The sequence below is a fragment of the Halogranum rubrum genome (genome assembly GCF_900114455.1).
Taxonomy (GTDB): Archaea; Halobacteriota; Halobacteria; order Halobacteriales; family Haloferacaceae; genus Halogranum; species Halogranum rubrum.
The window spans coordinates 153,839-178,373 of sequence record NZ_FOTC01000006.1 but is presented as its reverse complement, the minus strand read 5'-3'; the positions used below and the strand labels follow the sequence as shown (position 1 = coordinate 178,373).

At 58.1% G+C, this 24,535-nt stretch carries 20 protein-coding genes, 14 tRNA genes and 1 pseudogene; 25 read left to right on the top strand and 10 right to left on the bottom strand.

Features of this window, described 5'->3' with window-relative positions; genetic code table 11:
* Window position 1: 1 nt before the first annotated feature.
* On the bottom strand, window positions 2–370 hold the full coding sequence (locus tag BM083_RS18970; RefSeq protein ID WP_089871610.1) for a hypothetical protein: 369 nt from the start codon (window positions 368–370) through the stop codon (window positions 2–4).
* 204 nt (window positions 371–574) lie between these two features.
* Here BM083_RS18970 and BM083_RS18960 point away from each other — a divergent pair, with 204 nt between their 5' ends.
* Window positions 575–778, top strand: coding sequence for a hypothetical protein (locus tag BM083_RS18960; RefSeq protein WP_089871606.1), 204 nt, complete (start codon window positions 575–577; stop codon window positions 776–778).
* Window positions 779–982: 204 nt separating this feature from the next.
* On the opposite strand, the gene BM083_RS18955 is transcribed toward BM083_RS18960, so the two are convergent.
* On the bottom strand, window positions 983–1,879 hold the full coding sequence (locus tag BM083_RS18955; RefSeq protein WP_089871670.1) for an SOSS complex subunit B family protein: 897 nt from the start codon (window positions 1,877–1,879) through the stop codon (window positions 983–985).
* A 768-nt stretch (window positions 1,880–2,647) separates the two neighbouring features.
* Between BM083_RS18955 and BM083_RS18950 the strand changes: the two genes are divergently transcribed.
* From BM083_RS18950 to BM083_RS18930, 5 genes are all read left to right on the top strand, one after another.
* Window positions 2,648–3,571 (top strand): ArsR family transcriptional regulator, encoded by a 924-nt coding sequence (locus tag BM083_RS18950; RefSeq protein ID WP_089871604.1) that lies wholly within the window; start codon window positions 2,648–2,650, stop codon window positions 3,569–3,571.
* Window positions 3,568–4,380, top strand: a complete 813-nt coding sequence (locus tag BM083_RS18945) for a DUF6036 family nucleotidyltransferase (protein WP_089871601.1) — start codon at window positions 3,568–3,570, stop codon at window positions 4,378–4,380. Before BM083_RS18950 ends, BM083_RS18945 begins: the two co-directional genes overlap by 4 nt.
* Before the next feature lie 173 nt (window positions 4,381–4,553).
* Entirely contained in the window at window positions 4,554–6,254 is a 1,701-nt protein-coding gene (locus tag BM083_RS18940; RefSeq protein WP_089871598.1) for an MBL fold metallo-hydrolase, read from the top strand.
* Window positions 6,255–6,317: 63 nt separating this feature from the next.
* Complete coding sequence (mntA, locus tag BM083_RS18935) at window positions 6,318–6,752, top strand: type VII toxin-antitoxin system MntA family adenylyltransferase antitoxin (RefSeq protein ID WP_089871596.1); 435 nt, start codon at window positions 6,318–6,320, stop codon at window positions 6,750–6,752.
* A 156-nt stretch (window positions 6,753–6,908) separates the two neighbouring features.
* Window positions 6,909–7,148, top strand: coding sequence for a hypothetical protein (locus tag BM083_RS18930; protein ID WP_089871594.1), 240 nt, complete (start codon window positions 6,909–6,911; stop codon window positions 7,146–7,148).
* Window positions 7,149–7,162: 14 nt separating this feature from the next.
* Here the strand turns inward: BM083_RS18930 and BM083_RS18925 are convergent, their stop codons facing one another.
* The 4 genes from BM083_RS18925 to BM083_RS18915 all read right to left on the bottom strand — a co-directional run bounded on the left by BM083_RS18925 (window position 7,163) and on the right by BM083_RS18915 (window position 10,097).
* Entirely contained in the window at window positions 7,163–7,657 is a 495-nt protein-coding gene (locus tag BM083_RS18925) for a zinc ribbon domain-containing protein (protein ID WP_089871591.1), read from the bottom strand.
* The gene (locus BM083_RS18920) at window positions 7,654–8,013 is read right to left on the bottom strand and encodes a DUF7964 domain-containing protein (RefSeq protein WP_089871589.1); all 360 of its coding nucleotides are present in this window, start codon (window positions 8,011–8,013) and stop codon (window positions 7,654–7,656) included. The genes BM083_RS18925 and BM083_RS18920 overlap by 4 nt, the downstream gene beginning before the upstream one ends.
* Before the next feature lie 136 nt (window positions 8,014–8,149).
* Window positions 8,150–8,281: a hypothetical protein gene (locus tag BM083_RS24015; RefSeq protein ID WP_281244234.1), complete on the bottom strand. Its 132-nt coding sequence runs from the start codon at window positions 8,279–8,281 to the stop codon at window positions 8,150–8,152.
* 25 nt (window positions 8,282–8,306) lie between these two features.
* Window positions 8,307–10,097, bottom strand: coding sequence for an SWIM zinc finger family protein (locus tag BM083_RS18915; protein ID WP_089871586.1), 1,791 nt, complete (start codon window positions 10,095–10,097; stop codon window positions 8,307–8,309).
* Between the two features lie 418 nt (window positions 10,098–10,515).
* On the opposite strand from BM083_RS18915, the gene BM083_RS18910 reads away from it, so the two are divergent.
* Both BM083_RS18910 and BM083_RS18905 read left to right on the top strand, forming a co-directional pair.
* Window positions 10,516–10,734, top strand: coding sequence for a hypothetical protein (locus BM083_RS18910; protein ID WP_089871584.1), 219 nt, complete (start codon window positions 10,516–10,518; stop codon window positions 10,732–10,734).
* Between the two features lie 251 nt (window positions 10,735–10,985).
* Window positions 10,986–11,960, top strand: a complete 975-nt coding sequence (locus BM083_RS18905) for a DUF7983 family protein (RefSeq protein ID WP_089871582.1) — start codon at window positions 10,986–10,988, stop codon at window positions 11,958–11,960.
* A 189-nt stretch (window positions 11,961–12,149) separates the two neighbouring features.
* On the opposite strand, the gene BM083_RS18895 is transcribed toward BM083_RS18905, so the two are convergent.
* Window positions 12,150–12,800, bottom strand: coding sequence for a DUF7509 family protein (locus BM083_RS18895; protein WP_009367721.1), 651 nt, complete (start codon window positions 12,798–12,800; stop codon window positions 12,150–12,152).
* Between the two features lie 95 nt (window positions 12,801–12,895).
* Between BM083_RS18895 and BM083_RS18890 the strand changes: the two genes are divergently transcribed.
* From BM083_RS18890 to BM083_RS22950, 17 genes are all read left to right on the top strand, one after another.
* A complete protein-coding gene (locus BM083_RS18890) occupies window positions 12,896–13,288 on the top strand; it encodes an ArsR/SmtB family transcription factor (protein ID WP_009367722.1) in 393 nt (130 codons plus the stop codon).
* Between the two features lie 633 nt (window positions 13,289–13,921).
* A tRNA-Gln gene (locus tag BM083_RS18880) sits at window positions 13,922–13,997 on the top strand.
* A gap of 9 nt (window positions 13,998–14,006) precedes the next feature.
* Window positions 14,007–14,080 (top strand) — tRNA-Asp (locus BM083_RS18875).
* A 252-nt stretch (window positions 14,081–14,332) separates the two neighbouring features.
* Window positions 14,333–14,405, top strand: a tRNA-Ser gene (locus tag BM083_RS18870).
* 265 nt (window positions 14,406–14,670) lie between these two features.
* Window positions 14,671–14,741, top strand: a tRNA-Trp gene (locus BM083_RS18865).
* Window positions 14,742–14,832: 91 nt separating this feature from the next.
* Window positions 14,833–14,914: transfer RNA gene (locus tag BM083_RS18860), tRNA-Leu, on the top strand.
* Window positions 14,915–14,954: 40 nt separating this feature from the next.
* Window positions 14,955–15,036: transfer RNA gene (locus tag BM083_RS18855), tRNA-Leu, on the top strand.
* Window positions 15,037–15,039: 3 nt separating this feature from the next.
* A tRNA-Tyr gene (locus tag BM083_RS18850) sits at window positions 15,040–15,111 on the top strand.
* A 4-nt stretch (window positions 15,112–15,115) separates the two neighbouring features.
* Window positions 15,116–15,240 (top strand) — tRNA-OTHER (locus BM083_RS23510).
* Window positions 15,241–15,275: 35 nt separating this feature from the next.
* Window positions 15,276–15,348: transfer RNA gene (locus BM083_RS18840), tRNA-Glu, on the top strand.
* 3 nt (window positions 15,349–15,351) lie between these two features.
* Window positions 15,352–15,424, top strand: a tRNA-Lys gene (locus tag BM083_RS18835).
* Window positions 15,425–15,430: 6 nt separating this feature from the next.
* A tRNA-Asn gene (locus BM083_RS18830) sits at window positions 15,431–15,504 on the top strand.
* Between the two features lie 30 nt (window positions 15,505–15,534).
* A tRNA-Glu gene (locus BM083_RS18825) sits at window positions 15,535–15,610 on the top strand.
* 378 nt (window positions 15,611–15,988) lie between these two features.
* Window positions 15,989–16,063 (top strand) — tRNA-Arg (locus BM083_RS18820).
* Between the two features lie 66 nt (window positions 16,064–16,129).
* Window positions 16,130–17,659 carry a TROVE domain-containing protein gene (locus BM083_RS18815; RefSeq protein ID WP_089871576.1) on the top strand — a complete coding sequence of 510 codons (1,530 nt, stop codon included), beginning with the start codon at window positions 16,130–16,132 and terminating at the stop codon, window positions 17,657–17,659.
* A gap of 27 nt (window positions 17,660–17,686) precedes the next feature.
* Window positions 17,687–17,759: transfer RNA gene (locus BM083_RS18810), tRNA-Gly, on the top strand.
* A 61-nt stretch (window positions 17,760–17,820) separates the two neighbouring features.
* The gene (locus tag BM083_RS22950; protein ID WP_143085770.1) at window positions 17,821–18,111 is read left to right on the top strand and encodes a hypothetical protein; all 291 of its coding nucleotides are present in this window, start codon (window positions 17,821–17,823) and stop codon (window positions 18,109–18,111) included.
* 92 nt (window positions 18,112–18,203) lie between these two features.
* Here BM083_RS22950 and BM083_RS18805 read toward each other — a convergent pair whose 3' ends face one another.
* The 3 genes and pseudogenes from BM083_RS18805 to BM083_RS18795 form a co-directional block, all read right to left on the bottom strand.
* Window positions 18,204–18,809 (bottom strand): DUF7342 family protein, encoded by a 606-nt coding sequence (locus tag BM083_RS18805; protein ID WP_089871574.1) that lies wholly within the window; start codon window positions 18,807–18,809, stop codon window positions 18,204–18,206.
* Between the two features lie 201 nt (window positions 18,810–19,010).
* Window positions 19,011–20,094 (bottom strand): annotated as a pseudogene (locus BM083_RS18800) (phage NrS-1 polymerase family protein); the annotation flags it as partial.
* Window positions 20,095–20,448: 354 nt separating this feature from the next.
* A complete protein-coding gene (locus BM083_RS18795; protein WP_245756946.1) occupies window positions 20,449–24,036 on the bottom strand; it encodes a helicase HerA domain-containing protein in 3,588 nt (1,195 codons plus the stop codon).
* Window positions 24,037–24,535 lie beyond the last annotated feature (499 nt).

Here is a 24,535-nt window from a genome sequence, read left to right as displayed (position 1 = left end):
GTCAATCAGCGGGAGTTCCTGTTTGAGGTCGCTCCTCGTCGGTTGATTTGCTCATCTCTGCTCCAAGTCCAATTCCTACAGCTGCGATACCCATCGCGAGCTGCACAAGTGTGAGTCGATGCCCTCCAAGTTGAAGTTGAGGATGGATACTATAGAGAGGGAATACCAGCAAAAGAGGGAGTAGAATCTGTGGGAAGAGATCACTGTCCTTCAGAGCGGAACGATTTCGAGTGAGTAACCAGCCAGCAAGAGCCCAGATGAGACCAAGAGAAAGCAGCAGTTGTGGGTTCCATGAACCATCAATAGAGTGGACCCAGGCTATCACTCCCCCCACGATGACACCGGCGGATAGGGATTTGTAATCGACCATGTCATCAAGACAAATTATGAACACAAAAAGGTTGAGTCAGGCACTAGAAGATCAAATGCTGACTATGCGCGCTGAGTTCAGCATGACCACAGAAACCTCCCCGAACCCTGTCAGAGAGTGCGTGCAACACACAGAGAGTGAGTTCATCATATCGAACCCAGACTTCCAGAACACATATGTTCGCAACTTCCGACTGAGTAAGTAATGTCCACGCTTCAGTCTGCCCTCCTCGATTGGAATCTGAGTCGGATCATAAGAGTCGTCATAAGCGGCACTGCGGTCTTTCTTGCGTTCCGAGTTACTGATGAGGTTCTGGTGGGGCTTGGTGCAGCAGTTGCCTTCGCAATGGTGCTCGACATTCCATGGTGGTTGTACAACCGTCATACCACCCAGTCTGCGGATAAGTGACCAACTTGCGCCCTAAGTTCAGCACGGCCTCAGAAACCTATCATCACTCGAGAACCGTTCAAGATCGCCCACACGGAGCGAATCACCACCAAATGATAGCGAAAGCCCGGCGGCTGGTGAGCCGCCCGGAACGTGGCGGTTGGGTGGGGCGGCGGGAAGTGGGCGAACGGGCACATAGCAAAAAAAGAAGGCGACGTCGTCCAGCTATTCCCACCACCGACCGCGCTCAGGGAAGGTGAGACTCGACCACCCGGTGACGGCCAATGAAACGCGTCCTTCGTACCAGTTCCGCGCCGCGCCATCGATGCGCACCTGCTCGCCCTCGTCCATCAGGGGTGCATTCGACGCCTTCCAGACCGTCACTCTGGTTCGTCCACTATCGTCCGCGATGAGACCCACTTGAGCGATACTTGGATGTGAGGGCACCCACAGCGTCTCGACACGCCCCGCAATACGCACCTCTTTGCGATTCACATCTTCGAGCTTCCCGATGGGAACCACCTGTCCCGGCGCCGTCTGCAACTCCTCGAACACGCTGACGACCGCGCTCATCATGTCCTTCCCACCGGCCACGGCCTCACCGAGTCGCCGCCCAATCGCCGCTCGCGACCAGCCATCGAGCTTCTCACTCAATCGCACCGCCTGTGTGTTCACCGCCGCCAACTGGTCCTGAGTCAGCTCTTCACGTGGATCAGCTCGCTCTGGGTCGGCCCACACATCCACACTCGCCGCTCGCTTCTGGAACTTCGTCCGTCGCTCTACACTCCGTGTCGCCGCCACGTCTCGCGACCGCTTCTCCCGACCGTCCTGCGTTCCAAACGTCGCTCTGGCACTGATGCGCTCTAGCTCTTCCTCGCGACCCCGAATGCGCTCTTCTTGTTCGAGGGTTGCCCCGTAGATGCGCTCGTCACTCGTGTCGACGATTCCGTCCGGGTGGTTCGCATCCACCTTCGCTTGCACTTCCATCTGCACCGTCGCTCTGAATTCCGGCGTCTCATCGACAATCTCGAAGCCGTCCTCGTCGATTTCCGCCTCGTCCGCGTTTTCGAATGCCTGTTCATCGACCGAAACTACATTACTGGTTGAGTTCTTACTCGATATTGCAGTATACCTGAAGGCGCTCACGCGCCCGACACCGCGATGCACCAACATCGCGGACTTCTCACACCGTCACCCGACAGACCCGTCTACGCGCTCTCGCTCGCGCCTTCGTGAGCGCCCCTTGGGCGCGAGCGAGAGCGCCTACGGCAGGCGATACAACCAGCACCGCGCGGCGACCCGCCCGGAGCAAGCGTCCAGCAGAGTAAGCGTGGGGGTGAGCAGCCACGCAGCGCAACCCCTCGCGGTTACCTGCTGGCGTCGAGGGCACATTCATTTTAGCCCGGCAGCCCGCCCGCTACTGCAGGCAGGCAGTCCCGGAATGGTCAGTCGCGAGCGACGCGGAGGTCCCGTGAGCGAAGCGAACGAGACGTCGGTGAGCTTGCTCACCGGAAGGCGGAAGCGGCGAGCGGGGCGTGCCATAACGAAATACTCGTCCAACCGGGTTTGACGCCTGGTGAATCAACCGTTATCCTGGTGGACTCCGAAAGGGCGAGACCGCCTCGGTCACCGGGAGACGACGTCTCCCGAGCACACGGCGCCAAGCGCCGTGAACGTCCCCCGACTCCGCAAGCACTGAGTGAAACGAGGCGCGCAGCGGGGTTCCCGTGAGTGAAGCGAACGGGAGCAAGCGAGACGCAGTCTCGCGTGGTCGCGGGATGCCGAGTGGCCGAGGGCTTTCATCTGTTATGCCCACGTCGTCGACGGAGTCAGGTCTGTGTTGCAAAATACCGAAGTGATTTATATATTGGTTCGCTAGTATGCAACAGTATGCTCACAGAAGGTGAGATTCGCGCCCTTACAGCCCTCCACGGTGAGCAGACGGTCTCTGAACTCGCAACCAGTCTTGATCGGAGTCTCAGCTACACCTCAGAACTCGTCGAGCGGCTCGAAACAACTGGCCTCGTCGAGACACGTCGACAAGGGAAGACTAAGCAGATTCGACTGTCGGACGCCAAGGCACTCGAGTTACTCACGGACCTCACGCAGCAGTATTCACACATCGACTGGCCGGAGCTATTGTCAGGGGCAGCCCTCAGGGTTTGCTACTTCCTCGATACCCCACGGACAGCGACAGAGCTTGCACGCCACGCCGACGTCCACAGAAGTACCGCCCACCGTACGCTTGCCCCGCTTCAGCATCGCGGACTCGTCTACCAAACCGACAACGGTGCGTACGCACTGAATGACGGCTTCGAACAGCTGAGTACATTCGCTCGTGAGCTTGCCCATCAGGTCCACCGCCAGACTGTCGAAGAACAGACCGACACCTACACGATTCTGTGGGAGTCTCTCGACGAGTTCCTTGTCCAAGCGCCGACTGAGATCGCCGACGAACACTTCATTCCGACAGGTCCAGACCAGTTCCAGCGATACGGCCTCCCGCTGTTGGCACGTGACCGCAGACACTACCTCTATTCGGAGGCGACGAGTGAGCTCTCGCCGGAGATGTTGTGCTGTCACATGCTCGTGATCGATTCGGGCGCACGGACTCAGTCATACTGCCTGCTCTTGCTCAGTCACGTCGACATCGACCGCGACGAACTCCGAGCCCAAGCTACCAAGTACGGCGTCGACGACATCGTCGACGCCCTCTGCACCTATCTCGACACCAGCGGTGCCCAGCGGACGTCCCGACTTCCCGAGTGGGAAGACTTCCAGGAACTGGCTGAGGAGTACGAGGTGACGCTATGAGGGCGCGATTCGATAGCGCATACATTCGCTCAGAGCTCGAGCGCATTGGCCAGCAGCTGAACAACCCACTGACTGTCTTCTTGATTGGCGGTGGGTCGATGGCGTTTCGCGGACTCAAAGAGACAACCAAAGACATCGACCTTATCGTCTCCTCCGGCGACGACCTGAGTCAGTTACAAGCGGTGCTTCTCGAGCTGGGATACGATATCGTCCAGGAACCGGACGAAGAGTACGAAGAACTCGGTGCCCAGCGAATCCTTGAGAACGATGATGGGTGTCGTATCGACGTTTTCAACCAGCAAGTGATCGGTAAGCTGATTCTGTCTCCAGGCATTCGTGAGCGGAGCGAACGCTATCTCGACCCGGGGAATCTCGCGGTTGAGCTTGTGAGTCCAGAGGACATCTTCCTGTTCAAAGCGGTCGCTGGTCGGGTGGACGACATCGAGGATATGTTCTCGTTGATGCAGACCGGCCTCGAGTTCGACGTCGTCGAAGCGGAACTCGAGACGCAGGTCGAACTCTTGGAGCAAGAGCTGTTCGTGACGTACGTCAACGAAGCGTTGACCGATCTCACCGAACAACACAACGTGACGACACCGTTGCACGACCCCGTAGCGGAGATCACTGAGCGCGTCTACGAGGAGCTCGAAGTACTGCACGCAATTGAGGAACCGAAGTCGGTAGCTGACCTGCAACAGGAGCTTGACTGGTCTGCAGCGGACGTACAGGAGATTGTGAGACGACTGGAAGAAAAGGACGCCGTGGCGGTAACCGATGGGCGTGTAGAACGTCGCTCAACGGCGATCTGACTACGATGCTGGTTTTAGGGTGAAGATGAAGCCGAGCGTCCGGGGGCTTTCGGGTGTCACTGTCAGAAAGCGACAGATGCTGCACGTTCGTTGTGTGTCGTTGCTGTATCAGATACTTTTCATACTCTGAAAGGGGAACGATATTTACCCCATCGATTCCTAGACTTTCCAGAATGAACATCCAGTTTCAGCATGCGAACCCACGCTCCGGTCGTGAGTCACTCATCCTTCGGTTTGAGGGGCTCCTCGCCGACCAGACCGTCTGTGTGCTCGTTGATGCTGGAGCGGATGTCGATACGACCACACTCCTCAACGAAGATGCTGGGGAGTTCCTCACTGCAATCTGTTTGACGCACGCGCATCTGGACCACTACCAATCACTGGGAGCGAATCTCGATCACGGCCCACCGATCTACACGGGGGGTGATACGGCTCGCATCCTCGAAGACGTCCTCGAAACAGGCCGTGAGCATCACGGCCTCACACAGACCGAAGAGGTCCTCGACCGCCTCGAACCGATTACCACGTGGACGCAGATCGCGCCGGGTCTTCGCGTCCATCCTGTTCCAGCAGGCCACACGCCAGGTGCGACAGGCTTCCTGTTCGAAGTGGCCGACGACGATGTGCGACGAACGATTCTCGTCACTGGTGACTTTACGACACGACGGGCGGCTGGCTATCCCGGCTTCGACCTTGACCTCCCCGTCGACGTCGACACGCTCGTCCTGACGGCGGCAACGAACGAGGAGTTCGAATCAACACTGACCGACGCGATTGGGACGATTCTCGAACGAGCACGTGCTGGCTCGACCGTCCTCGCCACTGCAAGTGGCCTGACTGGGGTGCATGTCGCCTATCTCCTCGGCCATCTCACAGACCAGTGGGACGACCAACTCCCGATTTCCCTCGTTGGGCACGCCGCAAAGCTCTACGAGAGTCTCGGATACTCTGTCCCGAATGTCACCAGCGTCCCAGAGTTCACTGCTCCATCCGACGCCCTCACAGCAGGCGGCGTCACGATTGCCGGCCCAGAAGTCCCAGTCGGTGGCAGCTCACAACGACTCTTCGAGGCAATCCGCGATGACCCCGGTGCAACGCTCGTTCAACTCACGAGCGGCGCGAGTGACCCGCTGTCGAGCGCCGCCTGCACAACCCACCACTTCACACTCAGCAACCACCCCACGTCGGACACTATCGACGCCGTCGTCGACGCGTTTGCGCCCATCCAGACGGTTATCACACATCAACAAGGTGCCGCTGCGAATCAGTACAAAGACAAATACGCCAGTTTCGTGTGGGCGACTGATAACACCGACTGCTACACATTGTTGGACGACGCCGGTTGGACACCACCGCCGTGGGTGACAGACCAGACCACTCGCCGAGTACGAGCAGCAGCGACGACGAACGGATCGTTACTCACTAACGGCTCGGTCGAACTCGAATGTTCGTTGCCCACAGCGACTCGGTGTGACGACGTCGACCTCGCTGCGGAAGGATTAGATCTTGAACAGCTCCGCGCACGGATTCCACCACGACCGGATCCGCAGCTGTCAAACGGTGCTACTGAGACGACAGCTGACGAGACTTCAACGGTGCCAGCAGAGACGACCTCCGAGCCTCAGTCGCCTGCAGACACTGAGACAGCAGAGACACAGACTATTGAGCAGTCACTCGCAGCGATTGACCAGCGCCTTGGGAGAATCGAGTCAGCAGTCACCACTCAAGAACTCACCGCACAGGTTGTTGACGCCGGTGATGGGACGATTCTACTTCGGCTTGAAGACCCTCCTGTAGACCTCGAACATGGTCAGCAACTTCGGGTCCGTCTTTCTAATTGCGAGTTGGACACAGAGACAGTGACCGACCAGTAGCTGGTACTGGTCAAGAAGAGGCTTCAACTGGAACTATATTAACCCGGAGTACAAAGTACCATCATGACCAACCCAGGTGACTCCGCTGTCGACACGCTCGACATTGCTGCCATCAGGGCGTACCTCGCTCAAACGAAGATCAGCTTCGCGATTCTGTTTGGGTCACATGCACGAGGGACAGCAGACGAGTCATCGGACGTCGATATTGCGCTTCGGTTCCCAGAAGAGATACCTGAAGATGAGCGATTCCGTCGACGCAACCGTATCGACGCTGAGCTACAGGAATTCGCAGTGGGGTTTGTTGACGTAAACAATATCGAGTCATTACCGACACACGTTGCGTATGCGGCGCTTCGAGATGGGGTTCGTCTCGTTGGTGACGAAGAGGTGGTTGACGCGTATCGACAGAAGGTCACCGCCACGTATGAGGCAGGCGAGAGTGAACGCGAACAAGAACGTCGTGAATTCATCGACCGGCTTGCGCGTGGAGACGTTTAGATGGTTGATGTGGAAACTGAAACTGGATCGTGTCTTTGAGAGGTGCACTAATTGATTGTCCTTTCGTGCCGGTCATAGGCATCAACGATGATTTCCATCCTGATGTGCTCCTGTCGTTCTTTGTCATAGTCTGACGTAGGGTACCTGAGTAAACCAATGTGTGAGACGAATGACCAACTTGGGGATGAAATTCGGGCTGTTGTTGAGCAACAACTCCAACGCTCTGATCTGGAGGAGGTCAGTCAAGCGGTAGACCGGTTGATGGAGCAAGGCCACTCCAGAGAGAAAGCAATCGACACGGTTGGAGCAATCCTGCTTGAAGAGATACACGAGATGATGACGAAAAACGAGATGTTTGACCGTGAGCGGTACGTCGAACGGCTCCAAGAGCTCTGACCGAGTGCACTGTGTTACGGAACTTCGTAGCCACAGTTCGGACAGAAGTTCTCGTCGCCGTCCAGCAAAGAGAGGCACTCGACACAGAGACGGTTGCTCGGAGAGGCGGCGATGTCCTCCAAGAAGTCCATCGCAGTCCGTGATTCGACACCTGGCCGATAACCGTCAGCGTAGCCTGGGAGTGTCGAGGCCCACCGAACGGTACCCTCGTCATCAACGACTGCGATGTTCCCAGCGATGTCGAGTTTCCCATAGCGTTTGAACGCCTCTGATGGCGTCTGGTCGATAGCTTGGTTCAGCTCTCGGTTGCGTTTGAGGTCGCGCTCGTAGACGTCTTCTGGCGTCGGATACCGTACTTCGCCTGGAAAGTCTGTGATTGGTCCGTGTTGTTCGTCGACTCGGTCGATCTCGACTGTGATGCCGTGCTCGTCGTGAAGCGTTCGCAAGAGTCGGAGCGTGCGGTCGTGCCACTCCGGAATTTCTGCATCGGCGTAGTAGCGGAGAATCACGTATCCTGATCAGTGTTTTCTGCGGCTGCGATGCGATCTGAGAGGCTTTGTGCGAGCCACTCGTTGGCGAGTTCGCTCGCATGATCGACCATCTCTTGATGGCTCATCCCCTCGGTTTCGAAGGAGTTGTAGACGTGCCATTGTTCCGCGCTTGGATCAAAGACGATCACATGCGTCTTCGCTTCCATATCCAGCAGAAACGCTTCGATTGACCCCGGTGTTGAGCCCGGAAACCCCATTGCTCCACGAATTTTTGGATTGTCGCTTTCGCCAATCCGCTTCACGATGTCGTCTGTAATGGGTTGGCTCGGGAGCGCCGAGAGAAACGACGGTGACGTCTCTGAATCATCAGCCATACATGACGATTCGCGGAGCGAAACCTTGAATCCGTGGACTCAAACAATTGCCCAACGTAGCAGTTGGTAATCCGCTACGGAGGGATTCGGCTTTCGAGACCGTGTTGGCGAGAGATCGTGTCGACAGCAGTAGGAGCTATCGATCATCCAAGAGGTCAGATTCTGCCGTTAACTGGCCCAGTTCCGGAACGACGGCGACGATCCAGTCCGAGGGAAGTGACAAGTTCAGCAACGGATCGAGTTCGGATGCGTATTCAATCGTGGGCATACCGATTCAACGGGTACCTCGTACTTCAGAACTCCTCCAACAGGTCGTCCAGCATCGGCCGCAATTTGTACTTGCGATAGTGGTCGTCCCGCACCGTTTCGACGTACTCACGCCACTCGTCAAGTTCGTCAGCCGCCCGTGCTGCCTCGCCAGCGCGTCTGAGCCAGCGAACTGCTGTCGTGTAGCTGTCGTGCTGCCCCTGCTCGATAATCGGTTCGGCTTGGGATTTGCACGTGCTAATCACCCAATGCGGACGCTCCTCCGTGACAACTTCAACGACGGGTTCGATCACGCTGGTTCGGCCCGTCCGGTCCGCGAGTTCAATGGCTTCATCGTACTGTCCTTCGTGGAGAAACACCTCCACCGCCCGGGAAGCAGTGATACCGCTCGGTTCCGTCGTATGGAGGAACTCCAGTAGATCGGTCTTGGTGGTTTCCCAGTCCTCGTCAGCGAGTTCCTCAACTGCCTGGTAGGTGCTCATCGATGGGTTCACTTTGAAGGCAATAACGGCTGCATCCAGTGCGAGTTCGCGGTCGCCAGCACTGGCTGCCCGGTCGCGCAGCCACTCTGCCAGCGTGTCTTTCTGGTGGCCATCGAGTGTCAGGCCGTGTTTGGCTACCTGCAGGGCCGCTCGTGTCTCATCGTGGGCACGGAGCGTCTTGGCCAACTCAAGCACGGCACCCGGTGTCGAGAACCGCCGAATCGCGTAGTCAGTTGCCTCCTCGATGCGCCCCTGTTGAACCAGCATCCCCGCGTATGCTCGGGTCTGGTTCGCGGCTGCTGCCAGGTTGAGATACTCCTCGACACGGTCCTCTCGTTCGAGAACCGCCAGCCGGGCAGTAACGATGTCGTCGCTGTGCCAGGTATCATCGTCCTTCCAGAATTCTCCCCCGTCAAGTTCGCCCGCCATCGCCCGCTGAACCCGTTTGTCGTCCCACCCCTGAGCCGCTGCGTCTGCCGCAGCCAGCAACGTTGATTCGCCCATGTAGTACTCGAACTGCTCGTCCCACTCGATGAGGCGCTCCTCCCAGCCATCGCGATCGGACGCCGTCAACTCGGCGGTGAGAATCGCTTCGGTGAATGTCTTACTGAGTTCTTCGATCACCTCGAACACGTCGGGTACATCATAGGGAAGGAGACTGGCCCACCTGTTGTCCGCGAGTTCGTCCGTGACCGCTGCGAGCACGTTGAGTGCTGTCGCGCCGTCACCGGATTCAATCGCTTTCCGTGCCTGCTTGATTAGTCCGTCCAGTTCCTCAGCCATCCGCTCTGCTTCGGCGTAGGCGTCGTTGTGTCCTCGCTGTCCCGGCTTCGGCAGTGCATGGTTCACTCGCTGACGGACCGACTCGATATTCACCGATACAGCGGTGTCGGTGGACGTCTCCTCCGTGGAGGTGAGGCGAGTCTCGATCCAGTCGGTCACCTCCGGACGGTTGTGGGCGAGTTCGACGAGCAGATCCTGAAGCGTCTCTCGATCTGTGTTGGCGACCAGCTCCGAAATCGGTGGCCGATCGCGCACGCTCTCAGGGTCACCAATACATGTTAACATCACAGCAACCCGGTGCTTGCAGATACCGCCGTGGTCGTAAGGACAAGAACAGTCCGTGCCAGCAACTCCAGCGTCGTCGAATTCGATGGTGACCGTGTAGGGTTGGTACTGACTCCCTCTGACGTCGGCCCGGACTGTCTCACCGCGCCGAACCACGTTACTGACTGCTCCCTGTTCGTAATAGGACTGTCCCCGCTCGTAGGATTTGGACCTGGCCAGTTCCCTGACAGTCGCTTCCGTCAGGGTGGGCTCCTTCCCGCCACTCATGCGTGCGAGACTGCTACGATAGGGCCGGTGTTATATTCTACTCTGGGTCAGTCCGTGATCAGTCGGAGTAGTTGGTTCTAGGTACCGGATTGTCTCGTCGCTGGCCAGTCGGATACGAGATAGCTCCGGTATCACACTCGCCACACCTGCACTGGTCGGGATGTCTGGTTTCCTCGCAGTGTCGAGTGTAGCCGACGCTGAAACAGCCACTGGAGCGGGCGTGGACGATCCACAGCTCGGTCCACGATGCTTGCCACGTGGCAGGATATTGGTTTTTGCCCAGAGAGGTGTAAGCAGTGTCAAAAATCACCGATTGAGGACTTTCAAAGAGGAACACGTTAAATTAGACAGACACTGCGAGATAGAATGTGCCGACACAACCCCAACAGTCTCGGTGGTCGCCCACAAATCTGTGATAATGCGGAACTCGTCGACCCCGCTGACGCCATCACAACAAGCCGCACTCGAATGTATCACGCAGGATCTCGATGAGGACGAAATGATTACGCACGATGCGGCTGTCAACCTCCTCACTGCCGGTGGCTTCGAGCGGCCAGAGGCCGAGGACCTTCTTGAACAGTTGTTGCTGAAAGGGTACGTCTATGAATCGACGAACGGGCTCCGTCTCACTCCGTGACGCGTCCCGACAAGAGCCATGAACATTGCCATCCTGTTAACCAACAACTCCGGAATTTTCGCGACTTACGTTGGTTAACACCGATCTGCAACACCTACGACAGACTCCACTGTTTCCTAAGCTCTCGGGCGAGTATGAGACGTCGCAGTCGATCGATCTCAACACGGTGAGACCCTCGATAGCGAACCAGAATGCTCCTCGTCGTCGAAAGCGAGCCGAGACGTTTTATCTACCGACGGCAAGTGTCGCGTATGCCATTCACTGGGAGTTGGCACACGCTCCTCGAGGAGTGCGACGCACTTCCTGATGAAGCGACACTCGTGACGCCGCTCACGGAGACGCGATTCCGCATTACCGACAGCCAAGCACACCGTGTCGTTATCGAGTTCGTCGACTCCGGCGACTCACAACCGCTGCAGCGCGACCAGTTTGCGACGCTTGCCGAGCGGATCGAGGAGGTCGGTGGCACGTTCGACTTGAGCCGACTTCCACCCGATGCCGAACCCTATGCAGCAGTATTGAGTCTCCATCCACGCTACGAGTGCGACGAGCGAGCGGGGACGATTACTGAAACCAACGACCCGACGAGTTCACAGTTGGTCGAAAGTCGTCCCGCTGCAACCAAAAGTGAGCGTGTCGAACCCGACCTCGACGTCTACGCCGATATGCTGCTTCTCATCGACGCGCTCGAACGACACGACCCAACAGCACTCGCCGAGTGTGAGACGCCGGTGCTCATCAATCTCTACACGCTGTGTTCGGACGTCCAGCGCAACGCTGGTGACCTCCGTCAGTCCGTCCGGGAACTCCTGCTTGACCGACTTCATCACGACCAGCCCGTCCACGGCCAGTACGGATCCGTCCAACGAACAACGCGACGCAATCGGACGCTTAAGGACGATGAAGAGGTGCTGCGTGTCCTCGAAGACGCCGGCATCCCTCGCGAACAGGTTATGGGTGTCGACCGCGGGAAAGTCGACGAGGCACTCGACGTGACCGACCTTCCGGAGTCGGCAGTGTACGATATCGAAGAGCGTGCGTACGTCCGGAAAGCCGACGTCGACGACGAACACAAGCAAACGCGACTGCAAGGGTTGAAAGATCGACTCACCACAAGTGACGATCCGGAAGCCACCCAGTTACGCGAGGAAGTCGAGGCACTCGAACGCCGAATCGAAGAGTTGACCGAGTTCACACCGGGAACCGAAGTCGGCTCACGTTCCTGATGTCCTATAGGACGCTTCCCTTTTTATTCAACCGACTACAGTTGACTGCCGCTGTGGGTCGATGCTGTACTCAGAGATCTCGTCCGACAACGCGTCCGTTCCTCGTCACCGCGAATACTGCCCCATCACCGACGACTGGGCCTCTCACTCTATCCTCTCCAAGCGTGAGCGTCCAGCGGTGTTCTCCAGTCAATCGAGTTGTGGGAGGTCGCCACGTTGTTCCCGTCGTGCGAGGTCGCGGACGAACAACCGAAGCTGACGGACGAGATCATCGCGGTCGTCATACGAATAGACGCGAGCGTCCCACCGGTCTTGAACTGCGGCAATCATCGCACTCCGGACACCGGATTCGTGAATGAACAGAATCCGTTCCTGATGGGTGGCCGTCGGTGCTTGTTCATCGCGTTTGCGAAAAATCGCCTCGAGAACAGAGCCGGTCTCGATGCCGACACCGAGATTATCACCGATCTGCGGGACAATGTAGATGACGGCATTGCTTGCGAGTGCGAATTCGATGCTCTGGGTCGCAGCGTCCATCTCCTCTAGTGGGATGTCGATATCAATGGCCAGAAACGCATTGACCCCCGGATCAGTTCGAAGTCGGTCACGGGCGTACAACAGGAGATCGAGCACTGCCTCCTGTTGGTCAAGGTCGATGTCCGACCCGACAAGTGCACCAAAATCGACCGTCTCTGGAATCGAACTGAGGGCCTCTCGGTTGCCCTCCCCAGCTGCCTCCAGCAGTGTATCGACGTCGAACGTCTTGTATGGACCCATGAGATAGACGAGAAAGCGTGAGTGGGCTAGCTCACCGAGTTCGCCGAGTAAGCGGTCGCGCATTACATCCGCATTGTATGCCTATATATGAATAAGCTACTTTTCTGTAGATGCTGAGTCAGCAAGCACTTATGCGCCTGCTCGAGTAAGTAGTAAGTATGTCCGAAACCGATCGTTCTTCCCCTGACGCAGACGATCTAGCAGGACTCCTGCCGGAGCATAGTCTCCTCTCTCTCGAACAATATCTGGACATGCAGCGAGCGATTGGGAACGAAACCCGCTTTCGGATTCTCCACTACCTCACTGAAAAAGGGCCTCGCAGTGCGAAAGAACTGGAACAAGGATTAGACCTCCCGTCGAACACGCTCCACTATCACCTCGACGCCCTCGTTGATGTCGGACTCGTCGAGAATCGAAAGCGGAAGACGCCCAATCGCGATGGCCTCTATTCGTACTATCAGGCTACCTCACTCGGTGAGGGGATACTTGATCACGGTGTCCGAGAGCTGATGCGGGAGGAATGGGACCTCCTCGACGCCTATAGCGAGTAGCGAAAGGGTGCGTTTCACCCCAAAATACGCTTCTCGGAATTTTATTTCGACATCACGACTCACCAGCCGTAACCATTCACCCCCGACTATTGTCTCACTCGTCGCGCTTACGTGCGTATCTCCATGGAGACCATCGTGACTATGCGTACCATACCCAAACTACAGTTAATACAGTTGCCGCGCTGATTTGTAAGTGACGACCGACACGAAACCCGAATTCCGCACAATGATGAACACGCATCTCAAACCGCGGCCTGCTCGTTCTCGCTTAGCCGCGGTTCGCGTGTTCAGCAACTACCTACAAGACCAGCGTGCGGAGCGTTCGGACGAGAATCGCTGGAGTTGCGTCGAACACGAGAGTGCGACGCGCTCCGGCAATCTCCGGACACTCTTACCCGCATAACTCGGCTCCCACGCGGACTACCCGCCCGGGGCCGGGGAACACGGGACTGCCGTTTACCTTCATCCAGTACCCACTCGGTTCACCAACTCCGGGTAAGTGGACTGGCTGAGGCTCACGGCATTTTGGTCTGCGTTCGTTCCTGAGAGTGGGACGAACGGCAGTTCCGTGCGCGTTTGGCGCGCTCGGAGTTGCTAGTACACACCCCCGTAGCGATAGCTGCAGCTAGGTGAAGCCCCGGAGTCTCCGTTGGCGAGGGACGCCGGACTTTGAATCCGGAGGTCGCCGGTTCGATTCCGGCCGGGGCGATCACCACCTGCCGACGTGGTGTAATCCGGCGAGCATGCGGCCCTGTCGCGGCCGTGATCCGGGTTCGAATCCCGGCGTCGGCGTCGCGCGTGGCGTAACCACGTGGGGATACTCATCGAGGTAGGCAGATTCCGTCGGTTCGGTCAATCCGAATCGTTCCGGCGGTGACGGGCCCAGCAGGGTCTGCAACCTACATGATCCGGTGTGGTATTCCCGGGATGACCCGAAGTACGCCCCACAATATGAACCACAATCACGACTGAGTGGTCGTGATTGCGCAGTTAGAACCAGTCGTACAGATAGATAATCAACTGCCGAGCGTTCGGCAGTCCCGAGAGCCGATAGTCCAGCGGACGACGATCTATGCCTTGAATGCACAGAACCGAGGTTCGAATCCTCATCGGCTCGATGTGCCGTGTCTGGGGAATGGTGACCCCACTGGCCTGCTACGCCAGCCCCGGCAACGGGTTCCCGGTTCGACCCCGGGACACGGCGTGGTGAGACATGCGGATAGGCGACCGCGCTCGGTTTGAAACCGAGAGCCGAGAGGCTTCGGAGTTCGACTCTCCGTCTCACCGCGTGGCGGGAGTTCCCGAGCCCGTCTCTGAGACCGCGTTGGAATCGCGGCCTCTGTCAGGGCACGAGTGCTCGGAACATTCTCCCGCCGTAGCAGGGGGATGTAGTCCAATGGTACGACACCTGCCTCCAGAGCAGGTAATGGCTGTTCGAATCAGTCCGTCCCCACTCCACGGTAGCCAAGTGGCTAACAACTGCAGGCTTACGACCCGCACTGACGGGATCCGCAGGCTTGAGTCCTGCCCGTGGAATTGACTGTGCCGCCATGCCAGAGTGGCCAAACGGACACGGCTGAGGGCCGTGTGGTTAGTCCTTCCCAGGTTCGAATCCTGGTGGCGGCATCCGGCTATTCTGCTGTCAGAAGCCCAACTTCGACATTGCGTCGCCGTACTCAAGTGGTCAACGAGAAGCGGCTCAGAACCGCTGGCGTAGGTCTTCCGAGGTTCGAATCCTCGCGGCGACAGTTCTCCTCGTGGTCTAGCGGCTACGACGCCTCCCTGTAGAGGAGGAAACGCACGTTCGAGTCGTGCCGGGGAGACTGCGGGACGGTAGAAGAGCCTGGTATTCTTCCTCTCACCGAGTTTTCACCGGACACCCGGTGCGACGGTGAGAGTTCCTTCACCTCACATTTAATGAGAACACGCAGGTTCGAATCCTGCCCGTCCCACTGGCCGATGACCCCTTCACGGGCGAGGTCAATCCGCTCCAGTGGAGTAGCGGCCAAACTCACGGCCCTCTCACGGCCGAGCCCCCGGTTCAAATCCGGGCTGGAGCATGCGGGCCCGGAGCCTATGAGGACAGGCAAGCGGCCTTTAACCGCAAGATAGCGGGTTCGAATCCCGTCGGGCCCTCTCGATGCCTGGGAGACCCCCTTGGTGGGGGTGTCGGGCTGTTACCCCGGTTGTGGAAGGTTCGAATCCTTCCCCAGGCGTTCGGAACCACGTGGTTCTCTGCTGTTCATGCTCTCGGAGTCTCCGTTGGCGAGAGACGCCAGCCTTTCGAGCTGGAGGTCAGGGGTTCGATTCCCCTCGAGAGCACTCAGGAATCGACGTTAGCAAGCTTGCCAGCGTCGGTTCCGTCCAGCGTGTGGTCGTCAAGACAGTGCATTCCTTCAGCCTGTAAGGCATACCGGGAGTCATAGCCCGTCGCACCGTCGGTTACCCGACCACACCCGGCGACCGTCGAGTCGAGGCGTTACTTCGCCAGGAACTCGCAGGTTCAAATCCTGTCGGTGGCCCCGTCCATCGAGAACATGCCGGACAAAGAGAGCACGAGAGTGCTCTCGACACCGGTCCCGCCCCGACAGCATTCCGGTCGTCACCTACCAGTAGTCGTCGAGCCGGAGCGATACTTCAATGGCACTCCACGGGTTCGAATCCCGTATTTCGCTCTGGCGGTTTTCCGGCCACTCTCTCGTTCCCGTAGCTCAGTCTGGACAGAGCACCGGCCTTCGAAGCCGGGTGTCGCACGTTCGAATCGTGCCGGGGACACTCGCTGTTCGCAGCATCTGTGGACAGCCGCGTTCGGAGTCGCCTATTGCGGCTCCAAGTGATAGTATGGAGTTCAACAAGCCAAAGCAAACGGTCGCGAAGGCGACGCGAACCACCAACCACGAAGGTGGGGAAGCGTTCGAGCCTGCCGACCCCCGACTCGCACTGTACAAGCGCACGATCAACCAACTGCTGGAAAACTCGTTCTACGAGACCGAGGACGAGCAACTCGCCACTGCCGTTCGACGGTTCGACGCTGCAGCCGCAGAGGATCCGGAGTTCGTCCTGAAGCTCGCCGCGTACGCGCGACAGGAACTCTACCTACGGGACATCCCGCAGGTGCTGCTCGTGTTGGCAGCCAATGACGACCGGTTCAAGGACGACTCTCCTGAGTCTCTCATCCGCGAATGGGCACCGGCGATTATCCAGCGAATGGATGAAACGGCGACCGCCCTCGCAGTTCACGATCAGCTGTTCGGCGGCACGGCGCCATGGCCGCTCCGACGCGGTATCGAAGACGCGCTGGTGGCAATGGCCGACGACTACACGCTCGGCAAGTACAAGCTAGCGCGACGTGAGGTGACGCTGCACGACGTATTCAACCGCGTACACCCAAAGCCGGTCAACGCTGAACAAGAGGTCCTGTTTGAACGGTTCATGCGTGGCGACCTTGATGACTATCCTGACGTCGAACCGTTGCCGTCGCCCAAGACGTGGGAGACCGTCATCTCCGAGCGCGGTAACACCCGCGATGCCTGGGAGACGCTCATCGAAGACGATGAGTACACGCTCCCGATCTTCGCATCGATCCGGAACCTCCGGAACATGCTCGAAGCAGGTGTCGACGAGGAGACCGTCGTGGGCCACCTCGACCTGGGGGCGGTGCGACACGCACCACTGTACCCGTTCCGATACTACCAGGCGTACACCGCGCTGCAGAGTGCGGACGTGCAAGCGCCGGCAGTCGAGCGATGGCTGGAGGATGCAATCGACGCCGCCGTGGAGACGATACCTGACGGACTCGGGGACACGTTCATCGCGGTGGACTTGTCAGGGTCGATGGACATGTCACTGTCTCGGAATAGCACGCTCCGATTGAAGGAAATTGGCGCGTTGTTCGGTGCGATTCTAGCCGACCAAGGTGCCACAGTCGGTGGGTTCGGTGACGACTTCCAGACCGTCTCGATGCACGTCGACACGCCAGTACTGCAACGGCAAGAATCGGTATTGAGTATCGACGAAGAAGTGGGGAATTCGACGAACGGCTGGAAGGCGCTGGAGTTCCTCCGCGAGCGAGGCAAGCCTGTTAAGCGAATTGTCGTCTTCACCGACATGCAAATCTGGGACAGCACGCCGTTCACGGCACGAGACGACCAGACGGTCAAGGCGGCGTTCGACGCCTACCGAGACGAGGTTGCACCTGAGACGGCGCTATACCTGATTGATCTTGCGTCCTACGGCGACCTTGTGACGCCGGAAGGATACGAGAACGTCTACAACATCTCTGGCTGGTCAGAAACCGTTCTCTCGTTCATCGGGCACGCCGAGAATCCGATGCAGGTTATCGATGACATTGATGCGTTCCAGCCAGCATAGTGCTGTCTTTTCGTTTTTCTTCGCCAAGCGCGAGTAGTGTAGTTCGGTAGCACGCGGTCGTGCCACGACCGAGACGGGCGTTCGAATCGTCCCTCGCGCACTCGGAGCGGAGCTCGTGAATCAAACAGCTCGTGCGGCGCTCCCCCGAGAGAGGAGAGACCATGGCAACCACCAGCACCAACAATTTTGACATAACCACGACTGCTGACGTAACGATTCGCATTCCGTGTCGGACGGGCAGCGACTTGGTTACGGAGACTAAGAAGCGGCTCTCACGAGCCGAGGGTGTCGCTGGCGTAACGATTGACGAGCTACACAGTCTCGATCCAAAGCTTTCTGCAACCCATGTTACCGTCGGTGTAACCATTCAGTGGACCACGAGAATAACCGATACTGATGCGAAGACGCGTCTTGCCAACGTTCCTGGTCTCGAATCAGTCACTTTTGTGTGAGGGAAATGGGTTCACCTGCGTGACAAAGGGCTGTGACCCAAGCCGTTGTGCGACTCGCCTAAGCAGTTCTTTGTTTGGTGTCGAATCCCCCATTATTCAGTGCGGTCGGTTGAGCGGACGGGACGACAGCCTGGCAGCCCGATTGGAACTGTTCGAGGACCACGGGTATCACGTCCTGTGCTCACCCTCTGTGTGTCCGCGATGTGTTTGTCGCGGCCCAATGCGGTGAGGATCTGGTCGACCTCACTTCGAGCTGCCTCCCACTGACGGAGGTCGGCGAGTGTCTCATCGAGTGTTTCGTAGCCAGCGTCCTGGGGAGCGACCGCTTTGGGCGTGGCTGCCTCGTAGGTCTCCTGATATACCTGAATCTGCTCACTGAGTTCTGAAATCCGTGTTTCAAGCTCTTCGACCGTGTGCTCAGTCCGAAGCCGGTCAACTCGTCGCCACTCGAGGTAGTCGTCGTTGCGACGATACGTGGCTGGGTCGTCGCTTGCTTTCTTCACAATGCCGATCTCTGTGAGGAAGCCGAGATACTTCCGTGCGGTATCCGGCGCAACTCCCGCCCGGTCTGCGATGTCGGCGACACGCAGCGGTTCAGCGAGCTGGAGGGCGACGTCGTAAATCTTCTCGACCGTCGTCCGACCGTCGAGCTCAGCCTCCCACTCGGCGGCGAAATCAACCGACGATGGGTCACTCATGGCGTATGCGTGTATATTCGGTTGGCTGACTAATATAGTTGTCTACCAGCGCAGTATACTCTTGTGAAGGCGTCGTTTATTCCCCGAAGAGTCGCTTCGTTCGTCCCCACAACGACGTCGCCTCTGAGTCTCCCTCATCACCAGTCGCTCCGAGGTGATTGACGTCGTCGACGTCAGGTTCCTTGTCGTCTAGCACATCGGAGCCAGTGAGCCGTTCGACTTCCGCCTCGAGTTCCTCAATACGCTCATCTCGCTTGTCGAGCGTTGCTTCAAGGGTGTTCACACGCTCTCGCAACAAGCGATTCTTCTCCACGAGGTATGCTCGACTACGCGTGTTGTCGACGTCGTCGCTATCACTGGTGGGTGTGTCTGTTTCTGACTCCCCTGTCGACCGTGGTTCGTAGAACTCTGACGTCCGTTCGATCGCACGTTCGATGGTCTTCTCGCCGTACGTCGATCCGTCGGCGTAGTGGACCTCATCCCACTTCTCACGAATCAGCCCTGACTGGCGGAACAGCTGGTCCATCTGGGCCGTGTCGCCGCCGCTCCAGAACGCCAACATGCAACACAGCGCCATATCCGCTTCTGAGTTACTGTCGTAGCCACTGGTTGAGCCGTTCCACAACCGGTCGAACTTCGCGCCGTTCGAGGCGTTCTTCGCTTTCTCGATGAGGGTGTCGTCGTCGAGTGACGTGTTGGATGAGGACACCTCACGTTCCGTTACACGCGTAGGACTGTCTGTCGATTGTGTCTTCTCGTCGGCGATGTACTCACGATGGATCACTTCCAGGGCGTCTTGTCTCTGCGACACCGCTGTTGGTGTTCCTGTCACTCGGTCTCCGGTGACGGTGAAAAAGCGCGCTTTGTCGTAGCACTCGATCTTCCCACGGCGGTTCCGACCCTCCGGTAGGCTCCCCTGAATGAGCACGTGGTACCCGGTTCCCGACGGCGAGATCTCGGTGTAAGAGTTCAACCGAGTGATGATGTCCTTTGCGTCGTCGTCGACGTCGCCCGTGTCGGGGTCGCGACAGTCATCCAAGTCGACGCCGACGATTGGGTCCGCCTCGGTGAACACAAAGCCGATTCCATCGGCCCGGCCACGCTCGAGATACTCCACTGCAGTCTCGAAGTCCCCCCACGTTTCTGGGTCCGTCGACGACGCGAACGATCCGACGCCTGGGACCACCGGAATCTTCGTCGGCTTCCCGTCGCGTTCCGCTCGTCGCCAACACACCCACTGGGGTCGGTCGACTAATTCTTCGGGTATCAATTCCTGTGTCAGCATCTCGGTAGGTTCTTCACTCATTGGGTATCTCCTCTCAGAGCCGCGCCCCTTTTGGCGCCAGAAAAAATCCCCCTCCGTTCGCTTCGCTCACTTGCACCGGCATACCCCCCATCTATACTAGTTGCACTTTGCCGTAACAGAATCGACAAATGAGCAATAGAGACGCTGAGGTGCAGGCGTACGCCATGTACGGCATTTTTCTGAGCAGGGGCCAGTGTTACGCCATTCTCGGCTTTGCCGTAACACCACGCAGTCTGGCGTTTTTGCGGATTCTCGCGAATCGCAACCGCCGGTTGGCGTAACGCCATCGCGAAATGCAGTAGGATGGCGTTTGAAGGCGTACACTGCCCGATTTCAAAATTCATCATCGACACTCCGATTTGCGAGTGAAATCCCCTTGTAGCACCGAATCGCCTCCCCATCGTGGCGCTCAGTTGTCCGCTCAAATTCTATCTGATTACTGAGGCGTCGGCTGAACCAGCTCGGTGAATCGGGAGTAATCTCGTGTTGTTTGGCCCACGATTCATACGTCGAATAGACGTCTGCAGCGGGGACCGAACTGCCCTTCTCTTCGACAATCCACTCGGATATGAACTGCCCAACGATGGCATCGGAATCGTCTTTCCAGTTTTGAGGTGGAGTTTCCTCAGATTGCTCGGTATTCTCAAGGATTGTCTCAAGAGGCTTCGTGGAACCGTCCCTATAGACGACCGCCTCGTTATCCTCACGGAGAATGACGATTGCATAGCTGTCTGTGCTGTTCGTTGGGTCGACCAATTCTTCTGTAGGGATGAACGGCTGTTTGATTGTTACCCACTCAGCTTCGAGTGCCGCTTTCGACTCATAGACGTGAAGCTCTCCACGTTCATAGACGAGATACTCTTCGACCGGGTGGTCGTAGCTGTAGGTTGCGGGCACACGGTCTTTCGTCACGCTGCCCCAGCCAGAGGCACGAAGATACTCTGTGCCATCCCCATTCTGAAGGACAATTTCGTCTCCATCCTTAACCCACACAGAACGCTTCGAGTCGTCACTCCCGTTTACTGGCCGGATGGCCGTCACGCCACCGTGCTCGGTTGCTCCGCCGTTGAACGTCAACGGTGAATCATGCGTATAGAACCGCGTCTCTCCGTTTGCAAGTTCACGAACTGGCGGTGAGAGGATAGTCTCGATTCGTTCAGCCCAATAAGCCTCTGTCTCACCTGTTCGGACGACAAAGAGCGGAACTGCGCTCTCCGCTTGTGCCTTCTTGAGATTCGTAAGAACCTTGGTTGGGTACTCTGGCGTCGTCGTCTCAACCTCGATCGCGAACGGTGTTTCGAGGTCCGGATGCGTCGCTCTCGCGTCTGGCTTTTCACTGCCATCTTGGGTGAGAATCGAGACGGTGAAGCCCAGCGGTGACAACGCCTGCTCAATCTCCAAGAGCGCATCGTCGTGGTCGCTCCCACCGGCAGATCGCACGTCGCCCGTGCCCGGCTTAGCTTCTGTTTCACCCGCCTCGGTGAGCTTGACGATGAGTTCGTCGGCGTCGATATCGACTGTGGTGTCGAGTAGTCGCGACCGTTTGCGAATCTCCGTGAGTTCCTCGTAAGCTGGTGGCTCTTCGTCGACCCGCTCGTACAACTCTCGCAGTGTCTCGTCGACTGTCTCGACACTCACCCACTCGTTGTCCTCACGAACGCCCTTGCGGAGTTGCACACTCCGGACGGTTTTCGCGATGGCGACGTCCAAGTCGTCGGTGGTGACATCGAGCAGCTCTCCAAGTTCGTCCGGCGTCGTCGCCGTCGGTTGGCTGGTGTCTCGGGGGACGCCGAACTCCTGTTGCGTTCGCTCATGTACGTGCTTAAGCGCGTCTTGGAATCGCTGTTCTTCAACGCCCGTGAGTGGCGACTCGCTCTCTGGGTGGCCCTCCGGAATCGGGAGTGGTTTGACGTTGAACGGGTACGGCCCTGTCTCGCCGAACGTCGGACTCGGCAGTTGAGCGATCCACTCACCGCGTGGCAGCGACCGAATCCGATTCGCGAACGCCTCGGGATCTAACTCCTCGTGGGCCATCGCGTTCGCGAGTTCACGGTCGACGTTGATCTTCCCGACGAGCAAGGTCCCGATGTTGTTGAGCAAGTTGAGGTAGAGTCGCCGACCACCCTCGGCTTGCATCTGTTCGGGGAACTGCATTGCCAGCCCCACTGAGAGTCGGAAGCTCCGCCCCTTCTCAAGCATATTGTTGAGAACGTCAGAGGCGGCCACAGAGGCAGCCTCGTCGATCATGAGGTTAACCACGTAGTCGTCGGGCCGCTGCGTTAGGTCGCCCTCGTGTGTCCGTAGCGCGTCTTCGAGCATCGCGAGGATGAGTCCGGTCAGCAGTTTTGCCGCCTCATCACTCAACCCACCGAGGTCGAACAGGATAACCTGGTTACTGTCGAGGATCTCTCGGAAATCGAGTTGCTGGGCGGTGTTGTTGAAAATGCGGCGGAGGTTGGCGTCCTGTGAGACGTACGCCAAGCGGTTGTTCAGACCCGTGAGAATCGTCGAGAACGTCTTCGCATCCGTGTTCACTTTCCGACGAAGCTCACGCCGGGCGGCGACGTCGGTCGTCTTCGGCAATGCCTCCTCGTTCGGTTCGGGTGGTCCAGCAGCTGTGAGTTGATCCGAGGCGTGTTCGAGTTGCTCGTGGCCGAAGTAGTCCTCGCTTTCACGGTAACTGCCGTTCTCACGACCGTACTCCTCGTCGAATAGCGTCTTGATGAGCGACTCGATGAGGATCGGAGAGGTTGCAGCGCGTCTGAACAAGTCCTTCCCCATCACGAGTTCGAGAATCTGCTTGTACTGGTCGGCTTTGCGCTTGACGGCGTCCGTCCGTCGAACACCACGCGAGAGGTCTGCTCGGAGATCGAAAAACGAGAAGCCGGGCAGGATATCGGGGACGGTAAAGTGTAGGACGTTCTCCTCGAGATCGTCCATCCCGAAGCGCCGACCGTGCGCACGCATGTAGTTCTCGGCCAGTCCGTCGCCCTTGTGGTCAAGCACGATGACCGGGCCGTCAGTGGTGGCAGACGCCGAGAGGATATCGTTGAGCAGTGCTTTCGACTTCCCACCACCCGTCGTCGCCGCCCGAAGGTAGTGGGTCACTAGTGAGGACGTCGGAATGCACACTGGGTCGTCTTCGGGTGTCCCATTCTCGTCGACGGCGTGGCCGATCGCCATTCCCTCACGAAGGCTCTCCATGTGGTCGTGGTGTGGCAGGGGCAGTGAACTCCGACTCTCCTGTTCGGAGCGTGTTCGTCGTGAGCCTTCGACGCTCAGTGTATTCCCCGACGGAATGGTAATGAACGGCGCGAGTTCGCGGGAATTACAAACGAAATCCGGTGTCGTTCGACCCCGCCCAGTCACGAGCTCTCGATCCAGCAGTTGGTCGAAGACAGCGAGGGCGTGCTTCCGTTTCGACGATTCCCGATGTCGATTCGCTCGCAGGCGTTCACGCTCGACTTCGTAGAACTCCCCACCAATCGAGTCGAAGACCGTCATCAGGTCGTCGAGTTGGGCGTCGACTGGCTGCTCGTCGGCGTCGATCGTGGGTACGGCGACCGCCCGGAGATTGACGGTGAAGGTTCGCCGGGGGTTCTTGGTGCTGAGTTCTTCGAGTCGTTGAGTCGCGCCGTCGCTCAGATGCTGTTCTTTCTCGGCCAGCGTCCGCGTGTCTTTGAACACGGCGTCGACGGCTTTGTCCATCAGCGTGTCCGTCTGATTCCGGAGGTCGAGCTTGCGACTCTCGGCCGTCGGTGACCAATCAGGTTTCCGCTGGAACAACACTTGGAAGATGGTGGGTGCTTCGACGTCAGCGAGCTCGTCGACGAGTGAAACGAGTGGCAGGGAGAGCGTCTCGTCTGCGAACGGTTCGGTTTCGTTCCGCGTGAGTAGCATCATCCAGTCGTCTTTCCGCATGCTCGACGCCTGCCAGCGCACGCCGCGTGGTGAGAGGTCCTCACGGGTGGTGTCCTCAGAAACGAGTTTTGATTCGACGTCGAAGGATTCTCGCGAGAGGTCGAACGACGACGGATAGATTCGTGTGAGTCGTTCTTCGAGTGTGTCGAGATGCCTGTCGGCGCCGTAGTAGAACTCGACTGGTTCGTCGACGCCTGTGCTGAGGACGAGAAACTCATTGCAGGAACAACATCGGTGAACCGCGAATCAGATGGCGAACCGAAGACGGGTCCGTCGCTGGTAAATGGGGTACCCTCAAATTCCCGGAAGACCGTTCACGGTCGACCCACACCCCGTATATGACAATGGAAGTTTCCGAACCGACGTTGGTCTTCGGTCGATTCGAGAAGAGTACGCCAACGATATTCGATATGCCTCGGGACTCACTCAAACTTCCACCACGAATTGGGTCGACGATTCGTGACGAGCTAGAAGCTCTCGGGAGTCCAGCCCAGCGAGA

Bases quoted from the DNA above. Each gene is read 5' to 3' on its own strand.
- BM083_RS18970 (WP_089871610.1), bottom strand. From the start codon at position 370: ATGGTCGATTACAAATCCCTATCCGCCGGTGTCATCGTGGGGGGAGTG.
- BM083_RS18960 (WP_089871606.1), top strand. From the start codon at position 575: ATGTCCACGCTTCAGTCTGCCCTCCTCGATTGGAATCTGAGTCGGATC.
- BM083_RS18950 (WP_089871604.1), top strand. From the start codon at position 2,648: ATGCTCACAGAAGGTGAGATTCGCGCCCTTACAGCCCTCCACGGTGAG.
- BM083_RS18945 (WP_089871601.1), top strand. From the start codon at position 3,568: ATGAGGGCGCGATTCGATAGCGCATACATTCGCTCAGAGCTCGAGCGC.
- BM083_RS18940 (WP_089871598.1), top strand. From the start codon at position 4,554: ATGAACATCCAGTTTCAGCATGCGAACCCACGCTCCGGTCGTGAGTCA.
- mntA (WP_089871596.1), top strand. From the start codon at position 6,318: ATGACCAACCCAGGTGACTCCGCTGTCGACACGCTCGACATTGCTGCC.
- BM083_RS18930 (WP_089871594.1), top strand. From the start codon at position 6,909: ATGTGTGAGACGAATGACCAACTTGGGGATGAAATTCGGGCTGTTGTT.
- BM083_RS18920 (WP_089871589.1), bottom strand. From the start codon at position 8,013: ATGGCTGATGATTCAGAGACGTCACCGTCGTTTCTCTCGGCGCTCCCG.
- BM083_RS24015 (WP_281244234.1), bottom strand. From the start codon at position 8,281: ATGCCCACGATTGAATACGCATCCGAACTCGATCCGTTGCTGAACTTG.
- BM083_RS18915 (WP_089871586.1), bottom strand. From the start codon at position 10,097: ATGAGTGGCGGGAAGGAGCCCACCCTGACGGAAGCGACTGTCAGGGAA.
- BM083_RS18910 (WP_089871584.1), top strand. From the start codon at position 10,516: ATGCGGAACTCGTCGACCCCGCTGACGCCATCACAACAAGCCGCACTC.
- BM083_RS18905 (WP_089871582.1), top strand. From the start codon at position 10,986: ATGCCATTCACTGGGAGTTGGCACACGCTCCTCGAGGAGTGCGACGCA.
- BM083_RS18895 (WP_009367721.1), bottom strand. From the start codon at position 12,800: ATGCGCGACCGCTTACTCGGCGAACTCGGTGAGCTAGCCCACTCACGC.
- BM083_RS18890 (WP_009367722.1), top strand. From the start codon at position 12,896: ATGTCCGAAACCGATCGTTCTTCCCCTGACGCAGACGATCTAGCAGGA.
- BM083_RS18815 (WP_089871576.1), top strand. From the start codon at position 16,130: ATGGAGTTCAACAAGCCAAAGCAAACGGTCGCGAAGGCGACGCGAACC.
- BM083_RS22950 (WP_143085770.1), top strand. From the start codon at position 17,821: ATGGCAACCACCAGCACCAACAATTTTGACATAACCACGACTGCTGAC.
- BM083_RS18805 (WP_089871574.1), bottom strand. From the start codon at position 18,809: ATGAGTGACCCATCGTCGGTTGATTTCGCCGCCGAGTGGGAGGCTGAG.
- BM083_RS18795 (WP_245756946.1), bottom strand. From the start codon at position 24,036: ATGCGGAAAGACGACTGGATGATGCTACTCACGCGGAACGAAACCGAA.